Here is a 19669-nt window from a genome sequence, read left to right on the forward strand (position 1 = left end):
GCATCAACTGAGTCCGGCTGCACGCGCCGACTCCAGTGCTGCCGGGAGAGCCACGAGCAGCGCATCGATCTCTGCCGACTCGGTATCGGCGCCCAAGGTGAACCGCAGCGCCCCCGCAGCCGTCTCGGGCTCCAGCCCCAGCGCGAGGAGCACGTGGGAAATCTCCGCGACTCCGGCTTGGCAGGCTGACCCGACAGAGGCAGAGACCCCGTTGGCGTCGAGCAGAAAGACCAGGGAATCCCCTTGGCATCCCGGGAACGTGAAGTGCGCGTTGCCCGGCAGGCGTTCTGGCCCGACCGGCGCACCGCGAAGCACGGCCGCGCGGTCGACCGCACGAACACCCGAGATCAGGCGATCCCGCAACGCCTCGAGATGGGCGATGCGCTCGGCTCGCGGGATTCCGGCGTCGTCGACAGCCAGGTCGAGTGCGGCGGCGAATGCAACGGCTCCCGCCACATCTTGGGTGCCGGATCGCGACCGCTGTTGGGTGCCGCCGTGCAGCAGCGGATCAGCGGTTACGCGGCGCCCGAGGAGGAGCGCACCCACCCCGACCGGGCCTCCGATCTTGTGCGCGGATAGGCTGACCGCGGCAGCCCCTGAGTCCCGGAAATCGATCGGGACCTGGCCGAGAGCCGACACCGCATCGACGTGCACGGGGATTCCATCCACCGCGGCGATACGGCAGAGTTCCGCGACCGGCTGCACCGTGCCGACCTCGTTGTTCGCCCAGAGAAAGCTCACGAGCGCGATCTGATCGGCTCCGTGTTCGCTGATGACTGAGGCGAGCGCCTCGGGTCGCACGCGGCCCTCCGCGTCGATCGGCAGCCAGACGAGCTGAGCGCCCTGCGCGTCGCGCAACCACTCTGCGGCTTCGATTGTGGCGTGGTGCTCCCCCTCGGCAACGACGATGACCGGACCGGCTCCGGATCGCCGCCGCGCCCAGTAGACTCCTTTCATCGCCAGATTGATCGACTCGGTACCACTCGCCGTAAAGATCAGTTCGGCGTGATCGCATCCGACCGCCCGCGCGACCCGATCTCGAGCGGACTCGAGCATCTCGCTCGCGCGTTGGCCGTGCCCGTGGGTTGATGCCGGGTTTCCGACGGTACGGAGCGCGGAGAGGTACTCGGCAATGACCTCCTCGGGCATCGGGGAGGTTGCGGCGTGATCGAGATAGGCGCGAGAGCCGGGCATGACGGGCCCGTCGATCAGTAGAGCAGGCTGGCGAGACGCCCGCGCGCGGCGATCACACGCGGATCCGCAACGCCGACCACCTCGAAGAGCTCGAGCAGACGCTCACGAATCGCGCCTCGCCCCGCATCGTCTTGGGAAGGGAACAGTTCGAGGAGTCGCAGGAACGCATCCTCGACATGGCCGCCCGAGACATCGAGATCAGCGACGGCGAGCTGGGCCGCGAGATCCGTCGGCGCGGCAGCGGCAGCCGACCGAATGCCATCCGTCGTCTGCCCCTGCAGGCGCTGCAGCAGCTTCACTTGCACGAGCGCCGCACGGGCGCCGGCGTCTGCGGGCGCCCGGGTAAGCACCGCTTCCCACTCCGTCACAGCGGCTGCATAGTCCCCGCGCTCCGCCGCCTCGACTGCGGCGATGTGCGCTTCCGGAATCTCCGGCTCAGCGGGCTCCGCCGGTGCCGCGTCCGATCCCGCGTCCGGCGCATTCACGCGGCCCGTGACCCCGTGCTGCTCGGCGAGCTGCAACAGCTGCGCAAACATCTCGCGCACCTGCGCATCAGGAATTTCGCCCTGGAACAGCGGTACCGGTCGGCCCCCAACGAGGGCGACCACGGTCGGCACAGACTGCGCCTGGAACGCCTGTGCCAGGCCAGGGTTCGTGTCGGCGTCCACCTTCGCGAGCAGTGCTCGACCGGCGAGTTCGCCGATTACCCGTTCGAGCACGGATCCGAGATTCTTTGCGGACTCAGAACGCTCAGCCCACAGCAGCACCACGACCGGAACGACGCTCGAGAGCTGCGCGACCGGCTCGAACGACGCATCGGTCACATCGATGACCAGCGCAGGAACATCGACGACCGCAGGGGCTCCTTGACCGTTCTGCGCCGCCGCAGAAGCTGGAGCGCCCGCGGGTGCTCCGTTCTGTCCGCGCGCGGCGAGGTGGCTGAGATCCACGCCTCCTCCAGGAATCCGCTCTGGCATCTGCTGGGTCATCTCACACGGTCCTTTCACCGGGTATTCGCGAGGCGTCGCACCCCGGCAGCCCGGGGCGAGACGCGCACACTCAGTTCGTAACGGCGACGAGCTCGCTCGTCACACCGAGGAGTTCGATCTGCGCGTCGTCGCCCTTGCTGGGAACGAAGAAGAGCATCTGGTGAGCGACCTGCTGCACCAGCTTCTCCTGCTCGCCTTCGAGGCCAGACAGAGCGGTGATCGCGTCTTGCGCCTGCGGCTTGTAGCGACCACCGGCCGCGTCGACGATCTGCTCGTCGATCACCGTCGTCGCGACCAGCGCGCCGCCGGCGCCCGTCGACAGCGCGACTACGGGTGCGTCGCCCTGACGGGCGAGCGCCGAGTACTTCATGGTCTGGCCCTTCTCGTCGGACTTCGCCTGGGCCGCCGCAGCACGTGCCTGCCCATAGTTCTCGAGAATGGTGTCTCCGTCGAGGTCGAACGATGCGGCTTCGGGAGCCGCCGTTCCGTTCTGCAGCACCGCGGCGTAGGCCGCGCCCACTTGATCAGGCGGAAGCACCAGGGTCGAAATGTCGTTCGCCAGCAGTGCCGTGCCGTCTTTCGCCGGAGCCGCCTGCGGCATGGAGATGCCGCCGCGCAACGCAATCACTCGGGAGACCTGAAAATTCTCGTGCGGTGACTCCTGAGTCAGAATCATCGCCAACGAAGGCGATGTCTTCTCTTCCGATGCGCTGGCGTCGGCATCGGCGCCCTCCGCACCTTCGGCGCTCGCGTCAGCCGTACCATCGGCTGCCGCATCGGCCGTCGTCTGACCGGACGTCGAGGCCACCGTCACAAAGACCGTGCGGGGCCAAGACTCGGTGCTCTGCACCAGCGCGTAATCGAGTTCGTCATCCGTGATTCGTGGCGGGACGACCGCGTAGTCGGGTACCGCTGCGCGAATCGCGTAATTCGCCGTGCGTTGTGCGAGCGCGTCGTCGACGAACCGAGCATCAAGCGCCGTCGCGTCGAGTGCATCATCGCCAGCATTTGCCGCTACTGAGACCTGCTCGACGATGCGGTGCAACTGGCCTTCGTTCACCGGCACGGGAGCGATCGACGACGACTGCTCAGTGGGCGTCGGCTCCGGATCCTGCGCTGCGGCCCCACCGATCTGCGGCCAATACTCGGCGGAGCACCCCGAGAGTCCGAGCACCATCGCGAGACCGATGACCGGCACCCAGCGCCGCAGGTGACGCCCCGTCTTGTGGTTGCCTCGTGCTGCGACCGATGCCTGCCGTTGCTGCGACTCGTGCATCACTTCTGCCCTCCAGCCGTCTGCGAATTCGTATCGGGTGCGCCGCTCGCGCTCGCGCTGCGGCGACCTCGCCCTCCGAACGCGTTGCGAATGCCCTGCAACGGACCCCGACGACCGCGACGTGGCCCGAGGCCCCGGCGATCGTGGTCGACCGCAAGCAGATAGAGGACCGCACCGACGATCGCCAGCAGAGCACCTCCGGCCAAGAAGGGCCCGGCCAGAGGGGTACTGCGATCCTGCACCCAGACCAGCGAGAGCTCGCTGGGAATCGGGTCCGTTCCATTCGTCGCGATGATCACGGACTGGTCTTTCGCGAGTGCCACCGGAACACGCAGGGTCTCGTTCTCCGTGCCGTTGCCCGCGTCATCGATCGAACGCGACTCGAGCCACAAGTCGCTGCCGCGCGGGTCGAGCCCAGCTGAGTCGGGCTCAGTCGAGGCCGCATCATCCGTACCCGCGGTCGGCGCATCGCTGACCGCCGCGGGAATCAACGCACTCAGCAACCGCTGCGAGCGCTGGTCGACTGACAGTTCAGCATGCGGAAATGCGTCGACCCAGGCTTCGACATCGCGCGTCATCGCCGTGGCCACAAAGGCATCTTGGCCGGAGACGACCACGTTCGCCTGGCCCGGAAGCTTGGTGAATTCAGACCCGTTGACGACCGCGAACGGCGACTCCGACTGCGTGTCGACCGGAAAGCTGATCTCTGCGGGGCCGGCGAGAAAGGTGCGCTGCCCGAGTCCCAGAAGTATGAGCACGCCGGAGACCACCAGCACTGCAATCGCTACCGCATGTCGCACGGGAACTCCTCTACATTGGCATCGGTTCTCGCGAGCGCGGCAACAGCCCCACCGCCCGAACACGATTCTTCAACCTGCAACGCTACCGGAGCTTCCCTGGGTTGGCATGAACACTTCACCAGAAAGCGCACACGCAGGCGTGTTTCATGACGAATCGGCCCGGCCCGCACACCCCCTCGTACGCTATCGTTGGGAAGCAATTCTGTACGCGCTGCGACCCGGTTTCGGGAGTGCGACGTCTCGACACCCAGACACCGGAGGGCCCGTGTCCGAACCAGCCCAGCCTTTCACCCCTGCGTTCCGCGGATACAACCGCGACGAGGTCGACGAACGCGTCGGCGCGCTGACCGGCCATATCTCGACGCTGCAGGCCCACATCGAAGCCTTGCAGACCGCGCATCAGCAGGTATCGCACACCGGCGAACAGCAGCGGCAGCTCATCTCGGACCTGCAGGAGCAGGTTGCCGAACTCGGTGCCTCGGGTTACTCGGGTCTCGGTCTTCGCGTCGAGAAAAGTCTGCAGGTCGCCGAAGATCACGCGCAGCGACTCATGGCTCAGGCCGACCTCGATGCCGAAAAACTGCGTCGTGACTCAGAGGCGGAAGCGCAGCGGGTACTGACGCAGGCGCAGCAGCGGGCCGATGAGCAGATGACATCGGCGTCCGAGCAGGCCGAGATCATCTTGACCGGAGCGCGCAACGACGTCGCCACGCAGAGCGCGGCAGCCGAGGCCGAGCGTGCGCGTCTGCTCGACGAAGCTCGGCGCGAGGCAGAGCTCACACGTGCCGCAGTCGATCGCGAGACCGTCTCGGCACGCGAGACCGCGCACCGGGAGGCCCAAGCCGCCATCGCGGCCGCGCAGGCCGAGGCCGACCGACTGACGTCTGAGGCGCAGGCCGCGGCGCTCGAACTGCGAACCCAGACCGAGGCTCAGGCGGAGTCATTCGCCCGTCAGCGAGCAGAGAGCGAGCGCGAGGCAGAGCTCGAGCGCTGCCGCCTCGTGCAAGACGGTGAGCGGGCCCGCGCAGAATTCGAGGCACGACGCCAACGCGAGGAAGCGGAACTCGAGGAGCGATTCACCGAGCAGCAGCGCGCGCTCGAGGCAGACTTCGACGCACGTCGACGCGCCCTCACCGCTGAAGAGGAGACCCTGCGCGGCCGCATCGCGCAGGAGCGCATGGAGCACGACACCGCGATCGCGCAGGAACGGCGCGAGCAGACGCAGCGCATCGCCGCCGAAGTGCAGGCGCATAGTGATCGCATCGCGCAGGAGCGCGCCGAGCACGAGGCCACGATCGAACGCGAGCGCGCTGCGCTCTCCGAGGAGCTCAGCACGCTCGCAACGCAAGCTGAGCGCGAGCGGGAACGCGCCGACAGCATCGCGTCCGAAGATCGCGAAGCCGCAGCGACACGCCTCACCGCCGACCTGGCGGAGCAGCGTAGCGCGCACGAGACTGCGATCGAGCGCGAAGCGGCAGCGCACCGCGACGCGCTTGGCCTGCAGCGCGACACGCAAGACGCCGCACTCGCGGAAGAACTCGCGCAGCATCGCGCACTGATCGCGCGCGAGCGCGACGAGCACGACACCGCAATCGGGGCCGAGCGCGTGTCGCACGAGGCCCGTTTGCGTGACGAGCGGGATCGCCAGGAGGTGCGACTCTCCGACGAGTTGGCAGCGCATGTCTCACGCATCGCGCAAGAGCGCGAAGCGCACGTGACCGCTCTCACAAACGAACGGGAGGCGCATGACACCGCCCTCTCTGCGGAACGCACAACGCACGAGTCATCGATCGCCGAAGAACGGCGGGCGCATGAAGAAGCCATCAGCGGTGAACGCGCAGATCACGACGCGGCACTCACCGATGAACGTCAGGCGCACGAGTCGCAGATCACCGCAGAGCGCGAGGCGTGGGCCACCGAGCAGACCGACCAGCGCGACCAGCTCAATCGCGAGCTCGCCGCGGCGACGGAGGCGCACGAGGCGCGTATTGCCTCAGAACTCGCGGCTCACGCCGAGAAACTCGGTGCGGACCTGGCGGAGCATCAGGACCGAGTGATTTCGGAGTGGGACGAACACCGCATTCGCATCGCCGATGAGCTCGCCGCTCATGAGCGCAGCGTCGCAGATGCGCGCGCCACGCAGCAGCGCGAGCACGAGCGCGCGGAAGCCGATCACGCGGCACGGATCTCTGATGAAAGTACTGTGCACGCCGAACGACTCTCGGCTGCGCGCCACGAGCACGAGCAGCGCATCGCCGACGAAGCCGCAGCCGCAGAGGAGCGGCTTCGCATCGCCCGTGATGAGGCAGCATCGGCACTTGCCATCGAGCGAGAGTCGCTAGAGCTGCGCATCGAGCGCGATCGCGCGAAGCTCGATGACGACCTGCAGCGTGAGCGCACAGAGCAGGAGCGCACACTCGCGGCTGCCGCCGAACAACACGCCGCCGATCTCGCTCGCGAGCGTGATGAGCGCATCGCAGCGAGCGAGCGCGAAGCAGCCGCACTCCGTGCATCGGTCACCGAAGAAACCGATCTGCTGCGCGTCGAGACGCTGGCCGAACTCGCGGAACACCGCCACACCGAAGAGACGAGCCTTGCGCAGCTGCGTGCCGATACCGAAGACGCCGTGCGCCAGATGACCGAGCGAATCGAGACCGAGAGCGCTGCGTTCGCAACGTCGGCGGCTCAACAGCGCGAGTCGCTCGAGCACGACCTCGCCGAACGCCAGCGCACCGCCGCAGAGGCCGCGCAGCGCGAGCTCGATGCGACTCGCGCCGAACTCGCCGAACTCCGCATGCAGCTCGACGCTGCTCGCGAGGAGTACGAGCGGCTCAGTGCCGACGCGACGCAAGACGCACGCCAGGTGCGCGCATCGGCCGAGCGTCACGCCGCTGACATTGTGCTCGAGGCCGAACGGCGCGCACAGACCACCTTCGCTTCCGCGGAAGATCGCGCGACGAAGGTGCTCGCGGCCGCAGAAGACCGCATGACGCAACTGAAGGTCGAGCGCGGTGCCGTGGCCCGCTACTTCGAGAGCCTCGGCGAGGTCATCACGAACGCGCAGAAGATGAGCACGGTCGCGGGTCGGCTCGTCGAGCAGCCGGTTGCCGAGTCGCTCCAGCAGGAGGATGCGGCGGCGAACACTTCCGAAGCCGCGGGCAACGCGCAGGCCGACGACGCAACGCCTCAGGGGTGACCGGCGGGCGGAGTCGCGGCGATCACCTCTGCAGGCGATCCTCCGCGACTTCGCCCGGCAGCGGTGTCGACGCGGTTCCGACCGCTGCGACGATCTCGTCGAGCACGCGTCGCGTCTGCTTCTCCCCCACCCACAAGTGTTTGCCACCCTCGACGTTCACGAGACGCATGCGAGGAACTGAGGCAAATCGCTGCGACGCCTCCTCGGGTCGAAGATAGTCGTCGAATTCAGGAATGAGCGCGACGAGTTCGGGAGCCGCCGGCTGCCACGCGGCGACCTCCGCTGATGTCGCCCGATGCAACGGGGGCGACAGCAGAATCGCACCGTCGATGTCATGCTCAAGCCCATACTTCAGCGTCAGTTCAGTGCCGAATGACCAGCCCACCAACCAGGGGTGCGGAAGCCCACGCGACTGCACCAGATCCATGGCTGCGGCGACGTCGAACCGCTCCTCGATTCCCTCACTGAACGCACCCTCGCTGGTGCCTCGCGGGGATGATGTGCCTCGCGTGTTGAACCGCAGGACCGCGAGATCCGCGAGTTCAGGGAGCCGGTTCGCCGCTTTGCGCAAAACGTGGGACTCCATGAATCCCCCGGCGGTCGGCAGCGGGTGCAGTGTGACGAGCGTCGCCAGAGGCTCGCGGTCGGCCGGAAGCGCCAACTCGCCGTACAGCGTCAAACCATCCGCCGTGTGCAACTCGATGTCTTCTCGACGCGCGCGCAGCACCGTATTACTGGAAATCTCGATCATCCGTGTCTCCCTGTCATCGCGGCCGAACTGTTCCAGCCTAGCTCGCCGCACAGCCGCGCTCTGGCAGGATTGAGATCATGACCATCACCGCAGCAGCAGACGGATCCGCACTCGGCAACCCCGGCCCCGCAGGGTGGGCTTGGGTCATCGACGGCGATCAGTGGCGGGCGGGCGGATGGCCGCGTGCGACCAACAATCAGGGCGAGCTGATGGCAGTGCTCGATCTGCTCAATGCCACGGCAGAGCGCAGCGGTGAAGCACTCCATGTGCTGTGCGACAGTCAGTACGTGATCAATTCGGTCACGCAATGGATGCCCGGCTGGAAGCGACGGGGATGGCGAAAGGCCGACGGCAAGCCCGTGCTCAACCGGGAACTCCTTGAGCAACTCGATGCCGCGCTCACCGGGCGATCCGTGTCGTTCGAATGGGTGAAGGGGCATGCCGGACATGCCCTCAATGAAGCCGCGGATCAGCATGCCCGAGCAGCAGCCACTGCATTTCAAGCCGGAAAGCAGCCCGATCACGGCCCCGGATTCGCGGGCGCAGCTCCGATTCGCGAGGTTGACGTCGCCCCCGCCGAGGCTCCCCCCACGCTCTTCTAGCGCAGACGCCAGCAGTGTGCGTGGTAGTGCCGTCGATCGCGGACTGCCGATTCGTCGCCAAAGATATGGTCGGCGCGCCACGCCACGATATGAGCCTGGCCTGGGGGCACATCAGTGCCGCAGGACGGGCACCGATACGCTTTCTCCGCCCGATGCGACGGAATATCGCGCACGAACCATTCCGCACCGGAGCGGGATTCGCGACGCGCGCCTCCATGTGCGAGACGTGAGACATCGCTCACCGGTTGCAGAGCGGCACGCTGGTACTTATTCGGTCGACGGCTCTTCGCCATGGCGACCGATCACCACCAGTGGTTTGCCGTCCAGAAGCTGTAGGCGGCGCTCCAGCTTCCGTACCGTCCCACCGCGTACCCGTTGGCCCAGGTGAGGTTATCGACCGGGTCGTACCCATTGCCCGGGACCTTGCTGCACGGCAACGCCTGAATGAGCCCGCACGCCCCAGAGCTCGCGTTTGTCGCGTTCGGATTCAGGCTGCTCTCGCGCTCAGCGATGTACACCACATACGACCAGTCGGCTTCAGCGATTCCCGCTGCAGCCATCCACTCAGCCATCGACCCACCACCCGTGTACTTGGGTGGCGCACCGGCGCTCTCGGATGCCCCTAACGATTGTTCAGAACTTGCCGTTCCCGCGGCCTTCTCGGCCGCAGCCTTCTCCGCCGCTTTCGCAGCAGCCTCGGCTTCCTGCTTCTTGCGCACTTCCTCAGGGTCGGGAAGTTCGACGACTCCGACGTTCGTGTACACGAGGTCTGCGTCAGCCGACGTATTCGGGGTGAATTCCTGATGGATCCGCTGTTGGAACGCCATCGCCTCAGCATCAGCCGGCGCGCTGGGCATCGCGAACGGAGCCACCACGGCCGCTCCCAAGAATCCGGCGACGGCGAGGCCGGCGACCGGAGCGCGCAAGCGGGTCCATCGCGAGAGGGGATTTCGGTTCAGTGCAGACACAATATAACGATTGTATCTCAGCGAGGCCGAGCCGACAAGCGACGCTTCGGGGCTCCTGACGGCGCTCGCCTCATCGCGTCGCCAGGATCAGCTCGACGACACCGTCGAGCAGCGCGTCGACCTGTTCTTCGTCGTACCCGCGCCACTGAGAATGAAATACCACATCACGAACTTCCGCCGGCTTCAGGCCGAGTTCGCGGCGCTCGAACATCTCCGAGACCCGATCGAGAAACGCATCGACCTGCGAGCGGCGGTAGCCGGTGGCGAAGAGACCACGGCGACGGAATCGCTTACCACGGGGCCGGTGGATCCGCCCCCGAACTTCGGAGAGCAGCTGGCGCGTTTCATCCCACCAGGCGTCTTCACCTGCAGCGCGCACCCGCGCACGACGCTCGCGTTCGTAGAAGACCTCTTCGAGTCGGTCCATGGCCGCATCGACGTAGCGAGCCGCATACCCTCCACGCTTCACCGGAAACGCCGTTCTACGAACCGATTCGGAGGTCATGGCTTCCGCGGACCCTGCCGCGGCCTCATAGGCGCTGCGTGCCGACGAGAGGAACTGATCGACCTGTTCCTGCTGATACCCGAGCTGGGTTCCGGTGGCGAGGGGAAACGAGGTATGCACCCGTCCAGTCTGCACGGGCTCCTCGGCTGATCCCTGTGAACGACGGGCCATCAGACCACCCCCAACATGAGCGCGACACCGTAGACGCCGACGGCAGAGGGCAGCAGTGAATCCAGGCGATCCAAGAAACCACCGTGGCCCGGAATCCAAGAACTCATGTCTTTCACACCCAGGTTTCGTTTGATCAGCGACTCGGTCAGGTCACCGCCGGTGGCCGTGAAGAGCACCACCACGCCGATGATAACGCCGACCCACCAGGGTTGGTGCAACGCGAACACGGAGACCAGCACACCGGTTCCCGCAGCGACCACTGCGGCTCCAGCAAACCCCTCCCAGGTCTTGTTCGGGCTGATGCGCGGCGTCATCTTATGCTTTCCGAACGACACCCCGGCGGCATAAGCGCCGACGTCGACCGATACGACGACCAGCACGAGCGCGAACACCCACCATTCGCCGTGTTCCGCAGCGACCAGCAGCACCGCAAACGAGGCGAGAAACGCCACGTAGACGATCGTGAAGAGCCCCGAGAACACATCGCGAACGACCGTCTTCGGAGGCGCCTCCCACGCCGGCACCAATCCTTCGATCAGTCGCCAGACGATGAGCACGACCGACCCGGCGAACAAGCCGAGCAGCATGCCTTGGGCCCCCCAGAACGCCGCGCCGCCGACGACGACGAGCCCGCCGACGACCACCCCGATGCGCGACACGCGCCGGCCCGCGACCCGAAACGCCGAAGCGAGTTCTACGAGTGCGATGGCGACCAGGGCAGCGACCAGCACGATGAATATCTGCTTGACCAGAAGCAGGCTCGCCAGGAAGATGCCGCCGAAGACCACACCCGACCCGATGGCGAAGACGAGATTGCGGCCCGCGCGCGCCTCAATGCGCGCGTTGGTCGCTTCGAGCTGCGCACGCGTCGATTCGATCGCCGTGCGCAGCTCGTCTCGCTTCTCCGAGCCGGCCATGCGCGATCAGACCTCCAGCAGCTCGGCCTCTTTGCGCTTGAGCGCATCATCGATCTGGTCGATGAACTGCTTCGTCACGGCCTCGAGCTCCTTCTCGGCACGCGAGATCTCGTCTTCACCGACCTCGCTCTTGAGCGCGTCGAAATCATCCTTGCCCGAGCGACGCACGTTGCGGATCGCCACACGAGCGTCTTCCGCCTTGCCCTTCACGATCTTCACGAACTCCTTGCGGCGTTCCGCGGTGAGTTCGGGCAGCGACACACGGATCACCGTGCCGTCGTTCGACGGATTCGCTCCAAGGTTCGGCATGTCACGGATAGCCTGCTCGATGTCTTTGAGAGCGCCCTTGTCGTACGGGGTGATCAGCAGGCTGCGCGCATCCTGATTCTGCACTGATGCCAGCTGTGGCAGCGGCGTCGGCGTGCCGTAGTAATTGACCTGCAGGTTCTGCAACAGCGAAGGGTTCGCACGGCCGGTACGAACCGTAGCGAAGCTCTCCTTCGCGGCTTCGACCGCACGGGTCATGCGCTCCTTGACGTCGGCGAAGACTTCATCGATCACGGTGTACTCCTTAGTGATTTCGCTCGTTGTTCCAGCTTAGTGGGCACGACTCTACGGCCTGCCCGGTCGCTCGCAGGTCAGGCGTGAACGAGCGTGCCGAGGGTCTCACCGCGAACTGCAGCGGTGACGTTACCGGCGGGCTCCATACCGAAGACGCGCATGGGCATGCCGTTGTCCATGCAGAGACTGAACGAGGTCGAGTCGACAACCTTCAGCCCGCGCACGAGTGCATCGTTGTACGTGATCTTCTCGATGAGGGTGGCTTCAGGGTCGTGACGGGGATCAGCGGTGTACACCCCGTCGACGCCGTTCTTCGCGACGAGCACCTCGTCGGCTTCGATCTCGAGTGCGCGCTGCGCAGCTACCGTATCCGTCGAGAAGTACGGCAGGCCCGCACCCGCGCCGAAGATGACGACGCGTCCCTTCTCGAGGTGGCGCACAGCGCGAAGCGGAATGTACGTTTCTGCGACCTGCGTCATGGTGATCGCGGACTGCACGCGGGTTTCGACACCCGCCTGCTCCAGGAAGTCTTGGAGCGCCAGCGCGTTCATAACCGTGCCGAGCATGCCCATGTAGTCGGCACGAGCACGATCCATGCCGCGCTGCGAGAGCTCCGCGCCCCGGAAGAAGTTTCCGCCGCCCACGACGACGGCGACCTCGGCATCGTTCAATGCTGCGGCGATCTCACGTGCGATCTGACTGACGACGTCGGGATTCACTCCCAACGTGCCCCCACCGAAGGCTTCTCCCGAGAGCTTGAGCAGGACTCGGCGCTTGCGATCGGCGGTCTTCGTCATGTGGGGTTCTCCTTGAGTCGATCTCTGCGGCGCGGGCGCCGGTGGGCCCCGTATGTACCCGAGGCCATAATAGTGCGGACACAGCACGGGACCCGGGCCATTCGGCCCGGGTCCCGGTGTCAGTGGCTAGGCGCCGACCTTGCTGCGAGCGAAGCCGGTCACGGTGATGCCAGCGGCTTCAGCGACCTTCTTGACCTCGCGCTTGTCTGCGTCGAGAGCGTGAACCTGCTCGTTGAGCGCGACCTGCTTGAAGTACGCGGTCAGACGACCCTCAACGATCTTGGGCAGTGCCGCTTCGGGCTTGCCCTCGTTCTTTGAGATCTCGGTGACGATTGCACGCTCCTTCTCGACGTCTGCCTCGGGCACGTCTTCGCGGTTCAGGTACACCGGATCCGCGAACGAGATGTGACGGGCGATGCTGAGGGCAGCTTCGGCGTCGTCACCCTCGTAGCCCACGACCACGCCGATCTGCGGCGGCAGATCCTTCGAGGTCTGGTGCAGGTAGACCGAGGTCGCGGGGGCCTCGACGCGCGAGACCTTCCGGATCTCGATGCGCTCGCCGATGATGGCGGCCTCATCGGTGACGACGTCAGCGACGGTCTTGCCGTCGAGGGGGGCCGCGAGGGCCTCCTCAACGGTGCCTGCCTGCGCCGCGACGATAGCGTCGAGCACGCGATCGGCGAGGGCGATGAACTTCTCGTTCTTCGCGACGAAGTCGGTCTCGCAAGCGAGCTCGATCATCGTGGCAGAACCCTCGGTCTGACGCACGGCAACCAGACCCTCGGTCGCCTCGCGGTCGCCGCGCTTCGCGACGCCCTTCAGACCCTTGAGACGCAGAATCTCAATGGCCTTCTCGATGTCGCCCTCAGCCTCGACGAGTGCGTTCTTGCTGTCGAGCATGCCGGCGCCGAGGCGTTCGCGCAGCTCCTTCACAGCGGCCATGCTTACTGCAGCCATGTGTGACTCCTTCAGTGGTCGTTCGGTGAACGGTCAGAGATTATTCGGCGGCCGGGGTCTCGGCAGCGGCCTCGGCCGGAGCCTCTTCCGCAGCGGGAGCCTCAGCAGCGGGTGCCTCTTCGGCGGGAGCCTCGGCAGCGGCCGGAGCGTCAGCGTTCAGCAACTCGACCTCCCACTCGGCGAGCGGCTCAGCGGCCTGCTCAGCACCTTCAGCGGGCTTCTGGTGGCGCTCCATGAGGCCCTCGGCAGCAGCATCGGCGATCACACGGGTGAGCAGCGCGACCGAGCGGATCGCGTCGTCGTTGCCCGGAATCGGGTAGGTGACCTCGTCGGGGTCGCAGTTGGTGTCGAGGATCGCGATCACGGGGATGCCGAGCTTCTTCGCCTCGTCGATTGCGAGGTGCTCCTTCTTGGTGTCGACCACCCAGAGCGCCGAAGGGGTCTTGCCCATGTTGCGGATGCCGCCGAGCGACTTCTGCAGCTTCTCGAGCTCGCGCTTCTTGAGGAGGAGCTCCTTCTTCGTGAAGCCGCTGGTGGTGCCTTCGAAGTCGAGCTGTTCGAGCTCCTTCATGCGCTCCAGACGACCGGTGACGGTCTGGAAGTTCGTGAGGAGGCCGCCGAGCCAGCGCTGGTTCACGTAGGGCTGGTTCACGCGGGTAGCCTGCTCGGAGATGGCCTCCTGAGCCTGCTTCTTCGTGCCGACGAAGAGGATGTTGCCGCCACGGGCAACGGTCTGCTTCACGAAGTCGTATGCGGCGTCGATGTAGCCGAGCGACTGCTGCAGATCGATGATGTAGATGCCTGAGCGCTCGGTGAAGATGAAGCGCTTCATCTTCGGGTTCCAGCGACGAGTCTGGTGTCCGAAGTGGACGCCGCTGTCGAGCAGCTGGCGCATGGTAACGACGGCCATTGCCGTCCTCCTGTTCTGGGCGCCCATATGGACGCACCGATTGCGGTTATCATCGGCCGCGGAATGCGGCCCGATCCTGGTGCCCTCGGGATCCGCCGCCCCACTCGTGATGAGCAAGGACCGGTGACGTCTCTCCGATGCGTGGGCACGCGAAGTCACCTCATACAAGGTGCTGAACCAGCATACACCAGCCCAAGCCATCCATCACTCGTCCTCACCCCGGCGATTCTGGGCACAATCACGATCGCTCCACAATTCCTGCGCGGACACCCACCGCACGTCTCGCGCCCCGACAGGCTGTCGTCATGACACCTCCGGCACGCGCGCATCGGCCTGCCCTGGCAGCCCGCCTCATCATGTGCACTGTAATGATCAGCGTCACCGCATACTCAGCAGCGGGCGCATCGACGTCCGCGAACGGCGCACCTGCAGAGAGCGCGGTGCCGCGCTGGATCCCTCCGCTCGGTATTCCGCTCGAGATATCGGAGCCGTTCCGCGCACCGGAGCACGACTACGGACCGGGGCACCGCGGCGTCGACCTCAGCGCGCGTCCGGGATCGGAGGTCAGGGCACCCGCGCCCGGAACCGTCACATATGCAGGAACCGTGGTCGATCGGGGTGTCGTCACCATCCGGGTGGATCACTCCACGCTGTACTCCATCGAGCCGATCGCCGCTGCCCTCAGCGTCGGCGACACCGTCGGTCTCGGTGCGCTCCTCGGCACCGTGAGCGAAGGCGGGCACTGCAATGCGGAGTGCGTGCATCTCGGGGTCAGAGTCGACGACATATACGTCGACCCTGCCAGATACTTCTTCGATCGCCCCGTACTGCTCCCCTGGTGATCGCCAACTTAGGCGCGCGGATGCGCCTGCCGGTAGGTCTGGGCGAGCCGCTCGGTCGACACATGCGTATAGACCTGAGTGCTCGCGAGACTGGAGTGCCCGAGCATCTCCTGCACCACGCGCAGGTCGGCTCCACCGTTCAGAAGATGCGTGGCCGCCGAGTGCCGCAGCGTGTGCGGACCGCGCGGACCGCTTCCGGGCTCCGACTCGAGCTCCCGGGCAACCATGCGGTACACCGAGTTGCCCGACATCGCGGCCCCCCGGTTCCCGAGGAAGACCGCGTTAGAAATCGAGCGCATTGAGGCCGCGGCATCACCACTCACCGCAGCGCGAGAGGCGAGCTGGGGTCGCCCGGTGCGGAGGTAGACGTCGAGCGCCCGAGCCGCGGGCGCCCCGAACGGCACCACGCGCTCCTTGTTGCCCTTGCCGATGACCCGCACCGTTCGCTCACGCAGATCGACGCCATCGAGCACGAGCGCGCACAGTTCGGAGACCCGCAGTGCAGAGGCGTAGAGCAGCTCCAGTACGGCGAGATCGCGCATCGCTTCAGGATGCTCCGCATCGCTCCGATGCGCGACACGGTCGATGAGCCGCTCCACGCGTTCGTCAGTCAGCACCCGCGGAAGATTTCTCGGCGCTTTCGGAGCCCGGAGTCGCGAAGCCGGATTGCCCGGAACCAAGCGCGCACGCTCGAGCCAGGTGCCGAACGATTTCAGCGTCGCTACGTTTCTCGCCAGAGTCGCCGACGCGAGCCCCCTCTGCTGGCGATCCCACAGCCAGGCGCGCATCAGCTCGATATCGCACTCCGAAAGCGTGCTCGCATGGTGCGCGTCGGCGAAGGCCACGAACGCGTCGAGATCACGTCGGTACGCACGAATCGTGTGCTCCGAGTAGCCGTATTCGAGGCGCACGGCATCGAGAAAGCCCCCGACAGCGGCGGCAATCGATTCAGACGCGCTCATATCCATATTCTCGCGCCAAGCGACGCCCGAGTGCGAACATCCCACGAAACCCCTCTGCCCGATCGGAGCGAAAGATTCCGAATGGGGAAATATTCCGCAGCCCTGCGTCGTTGCATATATGCGCGGGCATATAACCCGTCGATGCGGAATCGCACCGAAGCAGACAGGAAAGCAGGGCGTACATGTCGAAGTTCGAGAATCGGGTAGCGATCGTCACCGGTGGCGGCAGCGGAATCGGTGCAGAGATCTCTCGCGAGCTCGCTCGTGAAGGCGCTTCCGTGGTGGTCACCGATATCAAGCTCGAGTCCGCTCAGACGGTCGTCAATGAGATCGTCGCGGCAGGCGGCACGGCCGCGGCCTTCGCCCAGAACACTGCCAAGTGGGAAGACTCAGAGGCGGCGGTCCGATTCGCTCAAGAGACGTACGGCGCATTGCACCTTGCCGTCAACAACGCCGGCATCGGCGCGGCTCCCGCGAACATCGGCGAGTACGACATCGACGCCTGGGATCGAGTACGCGCGGTCGACCTCGATGGAGTCTTCTACGGCCTGCGGTTCCAGTTGCCGGCGATCGTCGCGGCGGGTGGAGGCGCTGTGGTGAACATGGCATCCGTGCTGGGGTCGGTCGGCATCGCTCAAAATGCGGCGTATGTCGCCAGCAAGCACGCACTCATCGGCCTCACCAAGGTGGCGGCGCTGGAGTACTCCGAGCAGGGTGTGCGCACGAACGCCGTCGGCCCCGGGTTCATCGATACGCCGCTGGTGCGCGCATCGCTCTCCCCCGAAGCCCTCACCGCACTCGAGGCGGAGCACGCCACGAAGCGACTCGGAACCGACCGCGAGGTCGCCGCGTTGACCCTGTTCCTGCTGAGCGACGATGCGTCGTTCATCTCAGGCAGCTACCACCTCGTCGACGGTGGCTACTCCGCTCACTGAGCGACCTCGCCGATGCACTGGCGGGCGATCTCCGAGAGGCACCCGTGAGCGCCCACCAGTGCCGCGCAGCCGTATCGATCACATCGATTCAGAGGAGTGGCAGCAGAATCGGTTCCGTCGTCGAGCCCACCCCCCGCACCCCCGGAGTGCCCCGGGAGCTCCCGCGAGACCACCACGGGGCCGGCGCCGGGGCGCCCCGTGAGAAAGCCTTGAATCTCGTCGAAACCTTCGTGTCGCAGTATCTCCCGCTGCTGCTCCGTCTCGACACCCTCCACAAGAACGGTCGCGGTCAATGCGTGCCCCAGCGCCAGAATTGCGCGCAGCACGTCGCGGGTGCGCGACGGCTGCAGGCTCTCGTACAGCACTGACCGATCGATCTTGACCCGGTCGAAGCCGAACGAGAGCAGCGTATCGAGCGACGAGAAACCGGTACCGAAGTCGTCGAGCGCGATGAGCACGCCCAACTGCTGCAGTTCGGCAAACGTCTCGATGACTTCGCGACGGTGCGAGATCATCGTCGATTCGGTGATCTCGAGCTCCAGATTGCGCGGCTCCAAGCCGCTCTCGGCAAGCGCGCGCGTGACCACGTCGACGAACGTGCGATCCGTCAGCTGCGACGCCGAGACGTTCACCGCCACCCGCGCGTCATCGCGCCATCGCGCAGCATCTTGACAGGCGCGTCTCACCACCCATTCGCCGAGTTGCACGATCGTTCCATTCGCCTCGGCGAGCGGAATGAACTCTCCGGGGTTGAGCAGCCCCAGAATCGGATGCTCCCAGCGGATCAACGCTTCCCAGCCCACCACGGCCTCATCTTTGAGCGACGATTGCGGCTGGTACTGCAGCGTGAATTCTCCACGCGCGATGGCGCCGAGTATCTGTCTGCCGAGGAAACGGCGTGACGCCGAATGCTCAAGCAACCCGTCACGGTAGAGCATTGCACGATCGTCGCTGCGCTCTTTGGCGTCGTACATGGCCGCGTCCGCACGCACGAGCAGTTCAGAGATGTCGCTCGCGTCTCGTGGGAAGCGCGCAATACCGATGCTTGCCGGAATCACCCGGGTTCTCCCGTCGAAGCGCACCGGTTCCCGCATGGCCGCACTGACCCCTTGCGCGAATTCCTCGACCGCTTGCTCGTCCGGAGCAAGCGCCGCGGCAGCGAACTCGTCGCCACCCAGCCGAGCCGTCACGATGCCCAGATGCGTCCGGCGGTGCAAATTGTCGGCCGTCGCGCGGAGCAACTCGTCTCCGGTCGCGTGACCGAGCGTGTCGTTGATCTGCTTGAATCCGTTGAGATCGATGATACTCACCGCGAAGGGTGCGGAGTCGCCCGCCCAGCGCGTGAGCTCCGCAAGGAAAGCCGACCGGTTCCACATGCCGGTGAGTGGATCAGTGGACGCAGCGCGACGCAGCGCGTTCGACGCCTCGCGGGCGACCGTGACGTCGCGCGTGATCTTCGCGAAGCCGATGACGGTATCTGCGTCATCACGCACCGCGTTCACCGTGACGTGGGCCCAGAATCGCGAGCCGTCTTTGCGTACCCGCCACCCCTCGGTCTCGAATCTCCCCTCACGAATCGCTTCGCTCAGGATGCGATCGGGAAGCCCATCGGCGCGATCTTCGCCGGTGAAGAACGCCTCGAACGACTTCCCGATGATCTCATCAGGTCGATACCCCTTGATGCGCTCGGCGCCGGTATTCCAGCTCGTCACCACTCCCTCCGTCGAGAGCAAGTAAATGGAATAATCCTGCACTGCCTCCACGAGAAAACGGAACATCTCAGCGTCGCCTTGCATTACGACCTCTCCAGCGACCGGAAGGTCACGAACGCCCCAGATACAGCGAACCCAATCATGGACTCTCGACTCCCCCGTGCGATTCTAAGACGCATTTCCCCAACCTCTCGCATCGGTGCCCGGAGAGACGGTATCTCTCGGGGCGAAACACGCCAGAACGCTTCACTCTCATAATTACTTAATTTATGTCATACTTCCTGTATGGGGTACATGTTGCACGGTGGACGTGAATACGAGTTCGAGGATCGCACGCTCGCGCATCTCAAGACAGTCATTGGGATGAAGCTCGCGAAGGGGGACAGCTTCTTCCTGAGCTGGTCACTCGGAATGCATCAGGGAAGCGGTCGGCACGAGGTGTGGATCTCGGAATACGCCCCGATTGCGTTCCGTTTCAGCGGGAGCAAGCTCCCGCAACTGAACCCCGAGTGGATCAAAGCGCTCCTCGCCGTCTCTCACACGTCTCGGGGGCTGGTCGTGCTGTCGGAGCAGGATGCTTCGAAGTGGGTGCAGCGCAACCCGCTCCTCGCGGCCTGACTCACG

The 19669-nt window shown here is 65.7% G+C and carries 19 protein-coding genes; 5 read left to right on the top strand and 14 right to left on the bottom strand.

From position 1 onward, the window contains the following. Positions 1-3: 3 nt before the first annotated feature. The 4 genes from CH42_RS11590 to CH42_RS16945 form a co-directional block, all read right to left on the bottom strand. Complete coding sequence (locus tag CH42_RS11590; protein WP_053353290.1) at positions 4-1194, bottom strand: cysteine desulfurase family protein; 1191 nt, start codon at positions 1192-1194, stop codon at positions 4-6. A gap of 14 nt (positions 1195-1208) precedes the next feature. Next, positions 1209-2183: a tetratricopeptide repeat protein gene (locus CH42_RS11595; protein ID WP_053353291.1), complete on the bottom strand. Its 975-nt coding sequence runs from the start codon at positions 2181-2183 to the stop codon at positions 1209-1211. Between the two features lie 70 nt (positions 2184-2253). Continuing rightward, on the bottom strand, positions 2254-3459 hold the full coding sequence (locus CH42_RS16940; protein ID WP_239684028.1) for a hypothetical protein: 1206 nt from the start codon (positions 3457-3459) through the stop codon (positions 2254-2256). Beyond that, positions 3459-4259 (bottom strand): hypothetical protein, encoded by an 801-nt coding sequence (locus CH42_RS16945; protein WP_239684029.1) that lies wholly within the window; start codon positions 4257-4259, stop codon positions 3459-3461. The genes CH42_RS16940 and CH42_RS16945 overlap by 1 nt, the downstream gene beginning before the upstream one ends. Before the next feature lie 265 nt (positions 4260-4524). On the opposite strand from CH42_RS16945, the gene CH42_RS11605 reads away from it, so the two are divergent. Then, positions 4525-7455, top strand: a complete 2931-nt coding sequence (locus CH42_RS11605) for a hypothetical protein (RefSeq protein WP_053353292.1) — start codon at positions 4525-4527, stop codon at positions 7453-7455. A 22-nt stretch (positions 7456-7477) separates the two neighbouring features. Here CH42_RS11605 and CH42_RS11610 read toward each other — a convergent pair whose 3' ends face one another. After that, a complete protein-coding gene (locus CH42_RS11610; protein WP_053353293.1) occupies positions 7478-8206 on the bottom strand; it encodes an alpha/beta hydrolase in 729 nt (242 codons plus the stop codon). A 77-nt stretch (positions 8207-8283) separates the two neighbouring features. On the opposite strand from CH42_RS11610, the gene CH42_RS11615 reads away from it, so the two are divergent. Then, complete coding sequence (locus tag CH42_RS11615; RefSeq protein WP_053353294.1) at positions 8284-8808, top strand: ribonuclease H family protein; 525 nt, start codon at positions 8284-8286, stop codon at positions 8806-8808. Between the two features lie 302 nt (positions 8809-9110). On the opposite strand, the gene CH42_RS11620 is transcribed toward CH42_RS11615, so the two are convergent. The 7 genes from CH42_RS11620 to rpsB form a co-directional block, all read right to left on the bottom strand. Beyond that, entirely contained in the window at positions 9111-9776 is a 666-nt protein-coding gene (locus CH42_RS11620; protein ID WP_053353295.1) for an aggregation-promoting factor C-terminal-like domain-containing protein, read from the bottom strand. Between the two features lie 70 nt (positions 9777-9846). After that, complete coding sequence (locus CH42_RS11625; protein ID WP_075201479.1) at positions 9847-10401, bottom strand: DivIVA domain-containing protein; 555 nt, start codon at positions 10399-10401, stop codon at positions 9847-9849. 50 nt (positions 10402-10451) lie between these two features. Next, on the bottom strand, positions 10452-11369 hold the full coding sequence (locus CH42_RS11630) for a phosphatidate cytidylyltransferase (protein ID WP_053353297.1): 918 nt from the start codon (positions 11367-11369) through the stop codon (positions 10452-10454). 6 nt (positions 11370-11375) lie between these two features. Next, entirely contained in the window at positions 11376-11930 is a 555-nt protein-coding gene (gene frr, locus CH42_RS11635) for a ribosome recycling factor (RefSeq protein WP_053353298.1), read from the bottom strand. A gap of 77 nt (positions 11931-12007) precedes the next feature. Then, on the bottom strand, positions 12008-12727 hold the full coding sequence (gene pyrH, locus CH42_RS11640; protein ID WP_053353299.1) for a UMP kinase: 720 nt from the start codon (positions 12725-12727) through the stop codon (positions 12008-12010). Between the two features lie 126 nt (positions 12728-12853). Next, complete coding sequence (gene tsf / locus CH42_RS11645) at positions 12854-13684, bottom strand: translation elongation factor Ts (RefSeq protein WP_053353300.1); 831 nt, start codon at positions 13682-13684, stop codon at positions 12854-12856. A 40-nt stretch (positions 13685-13724) separates the two neighbouring features. Further along, complete coding sequence (gene rpsB, locus CH42_RS11650) at positions 13725-14594, bottom strand: 30S ribosomal protein S2 (RefSeq protein ID WP_053353301.1); 870 nt, start codon at positions 14592-14594, stop codon at positions 13725-13727. A gap of 305 nt (positions 14595-14899) precedes the next feature. Here rpsB and CH42_RS11655 point away from each other — a divergent pair, with 305 nt between their 5' ends. Beyond that, positions 14900-15436, top strand: a complete 537-nt coding sequence (locus CH42_RS11655; protein ID WP_075205354.1) for a murein hydrolase activator EnvC family protein — start codon at positions 14900-14902, stop codon at positions 15434-15436. A gap of 8 nt (positions 15437-15444) precedes the next feature. On the opposite strand, the gene CH42_RS11660 is transcribed toward CH42_RS11655, so the two are convergent. Then, positions 15445-16398: a tyrosine recombinase XerC gene (locus CH42_RS11660; protein ID WP_053353303.1), complete on the bottom strand. Its 954-nt coding sequence runs from the start codon at positions 16396-16398 to the stop codon at positions 15445-15447. 182 nt (positions 16399-16580) lie between these two features. Between CH42_RS11660 and CH42_RS11665 the strand changes: the two genes are divergently transcribed. Beyond that, positions 16581-17333 (top strand): SDR family NAD(P)-dependent oxidoreductase, encoded by a 753-nt coding sequence (locus tag CH42_RS11665; RefSeq protein WP_053353304.1) that lies wholly within the window; start codon positions 16581-16583, stop codon positions 17331-17333. On the opposite strand, the gene CH42_RS11670 is transcribed toward CH42_RS11665, so the two are convergent. Further along, positions 17327-19129: a putative bifunctional diguanylate cyclase/phosphodiesterase gene (locus CH42_RS11670; protein WP_053353305.1), complete on the bottom strand. Its 1803-nt coding sequence runs from the start codon at positions 19127-19129 to the stop codon at positions 17327-17329. The two genes, CH42_RS11665 and CH42_RS11670, sit on opposite strands and share 7 nt — an antisense overlap. A 201-nt stretch (positions 19130-19330) precedes the next feature. Between CH42_RS11670 and CH42_RS11675 the strand changes: the two genes are divergently transcribed. Next, the gene (locus tag CH42_RS11675) at positions 19331-19663 is read left to right on the top strand and encodes a DUF7882 family protein (protein ID WP_053353306.1); all 333 of its coding nucleotides are present in this window, start codon (positions 19331-19333) and stop codon (positions 19661-19663) included. Positions 19664-19669 lie beyond the last annotated feature (6 nt).

This window comes from Leucobacter musarum subsp. musarum (genome assembly GCF_001273845.1).
In the GTDB taxonomy this organism is placed as follows: domain Bacteria; phylum Actinomycetota; class Actinomycetes; order Actinomycetales; family Microbacteriaceae; genus Leucobacter; species Leucobacter musarum.

What these genes read in the sequence shown, in the direction of transcription:
- CH42_RS11590 (WP_053353290.1), bottom strand. Translation starts at nt 1,194, where the DNA reads ATGCCCGGCTCTCGCGCCTATCTCGATCACGCCGCAACCTCCCCGATG.
- CH42_RS11595 (WP_053353291.1), bottom strand. Translation starts at nt 2,183, where the DNA reads ATGACCCAGCAGATGCCAGAGCGGATTCCTGGAGGAGGCGTGGATCTC.
- CH42_RS16940 (WP_239684028.1), bottom strand. Translation starts at nt 3,459, where the DNA reads ATGCACGAGTCGCAGCAACGGCAGGCATCGGTCGCAGCACGAGGCAAC.
- CH42_RS11610 (WP_053353293.1), bottom strand. Translation starts at nt 8,206, where the DNA reads ATGATCGAGATTTCCAGTAATACGGTGCTGCGCGCGCGTCGAGAAGAC.
- CH42_RS11615 (WP_053353294.1), top strand. Translation starts at nt 8,284, where the DNA reads ATGACCATCACCGCAGCAGCAGACGGATCCGCACTCGGCAACCCCGGC.
- CH42_RS11630 (WP_053353297.1), bottom strand. Translation starts at nt 11,369, where the DNA reads ATGGCCGGCTCGGAGAAGCGAGACGAGCTGCGCACGGCGATCGAATCG.
- pyrH (WP_053353299.1), bottom strand. Translation starts at nt 12,727, where the DNA reads ATGACGAAGACCGCCGATCGCAAGCGCCGAGTCCTGCTCAAGCTCTCG.
- tsf (WP_053353300.1), bottom strand. Translation starts at nt 13,684, where the DNA reads ATGGCTGCAGTAAGCATGGCCGCTGTGAAGGAGCTGCGCGAACGCCTC.
- rpsB (WP_053353301.1), bottom strand. Translation starts at nt 14,594, where the DNA reads ATGGCCGTCGTTACCATGCGCCAGCTGCTCGACAGCGGCGTCCACTTC.
- CH42_RS11655 (WP_075205354.1), top strand. Translation starts at nt 14,900, where the DNA reads ATGACACCTCCGGCACGCGCGCATCGGCCTGCCCTGGCAGCCCGCCTC.
- CH42_RS11660 (WP_053353303.1), bottom strand. Translation starts at nt 16,398, where the DNA reads ATGAGCGCGTCTGAATCGATTGCCGCCGCTGTCGGGGGCTTTCTCGAT.
- CH42_RS11665 (WP_053353304.1), top strand. Translation starts at nt 16,581, where the DNA reads ATGTCGAAGTTCGAGAATCGGGTAGCGATCGTCACCGGTGGCGGCAGC.
- CH42_RS11670 (WP_053353305.1), bottom strand. Translation starts at nt 19,129, where the DNA reads ATGCAAGGCGACGCTGAGATGTTCCGTTTTCTCGTGGAGGCAGTGCAG.
- CH42_RS11675 (WP_053353306.1), top strand. Translation starts at nt 19,331, where the DNA reads ATGGGGTACATGTTGCACGGTGGACGTGAATACGAGTTCGAGGATCGC.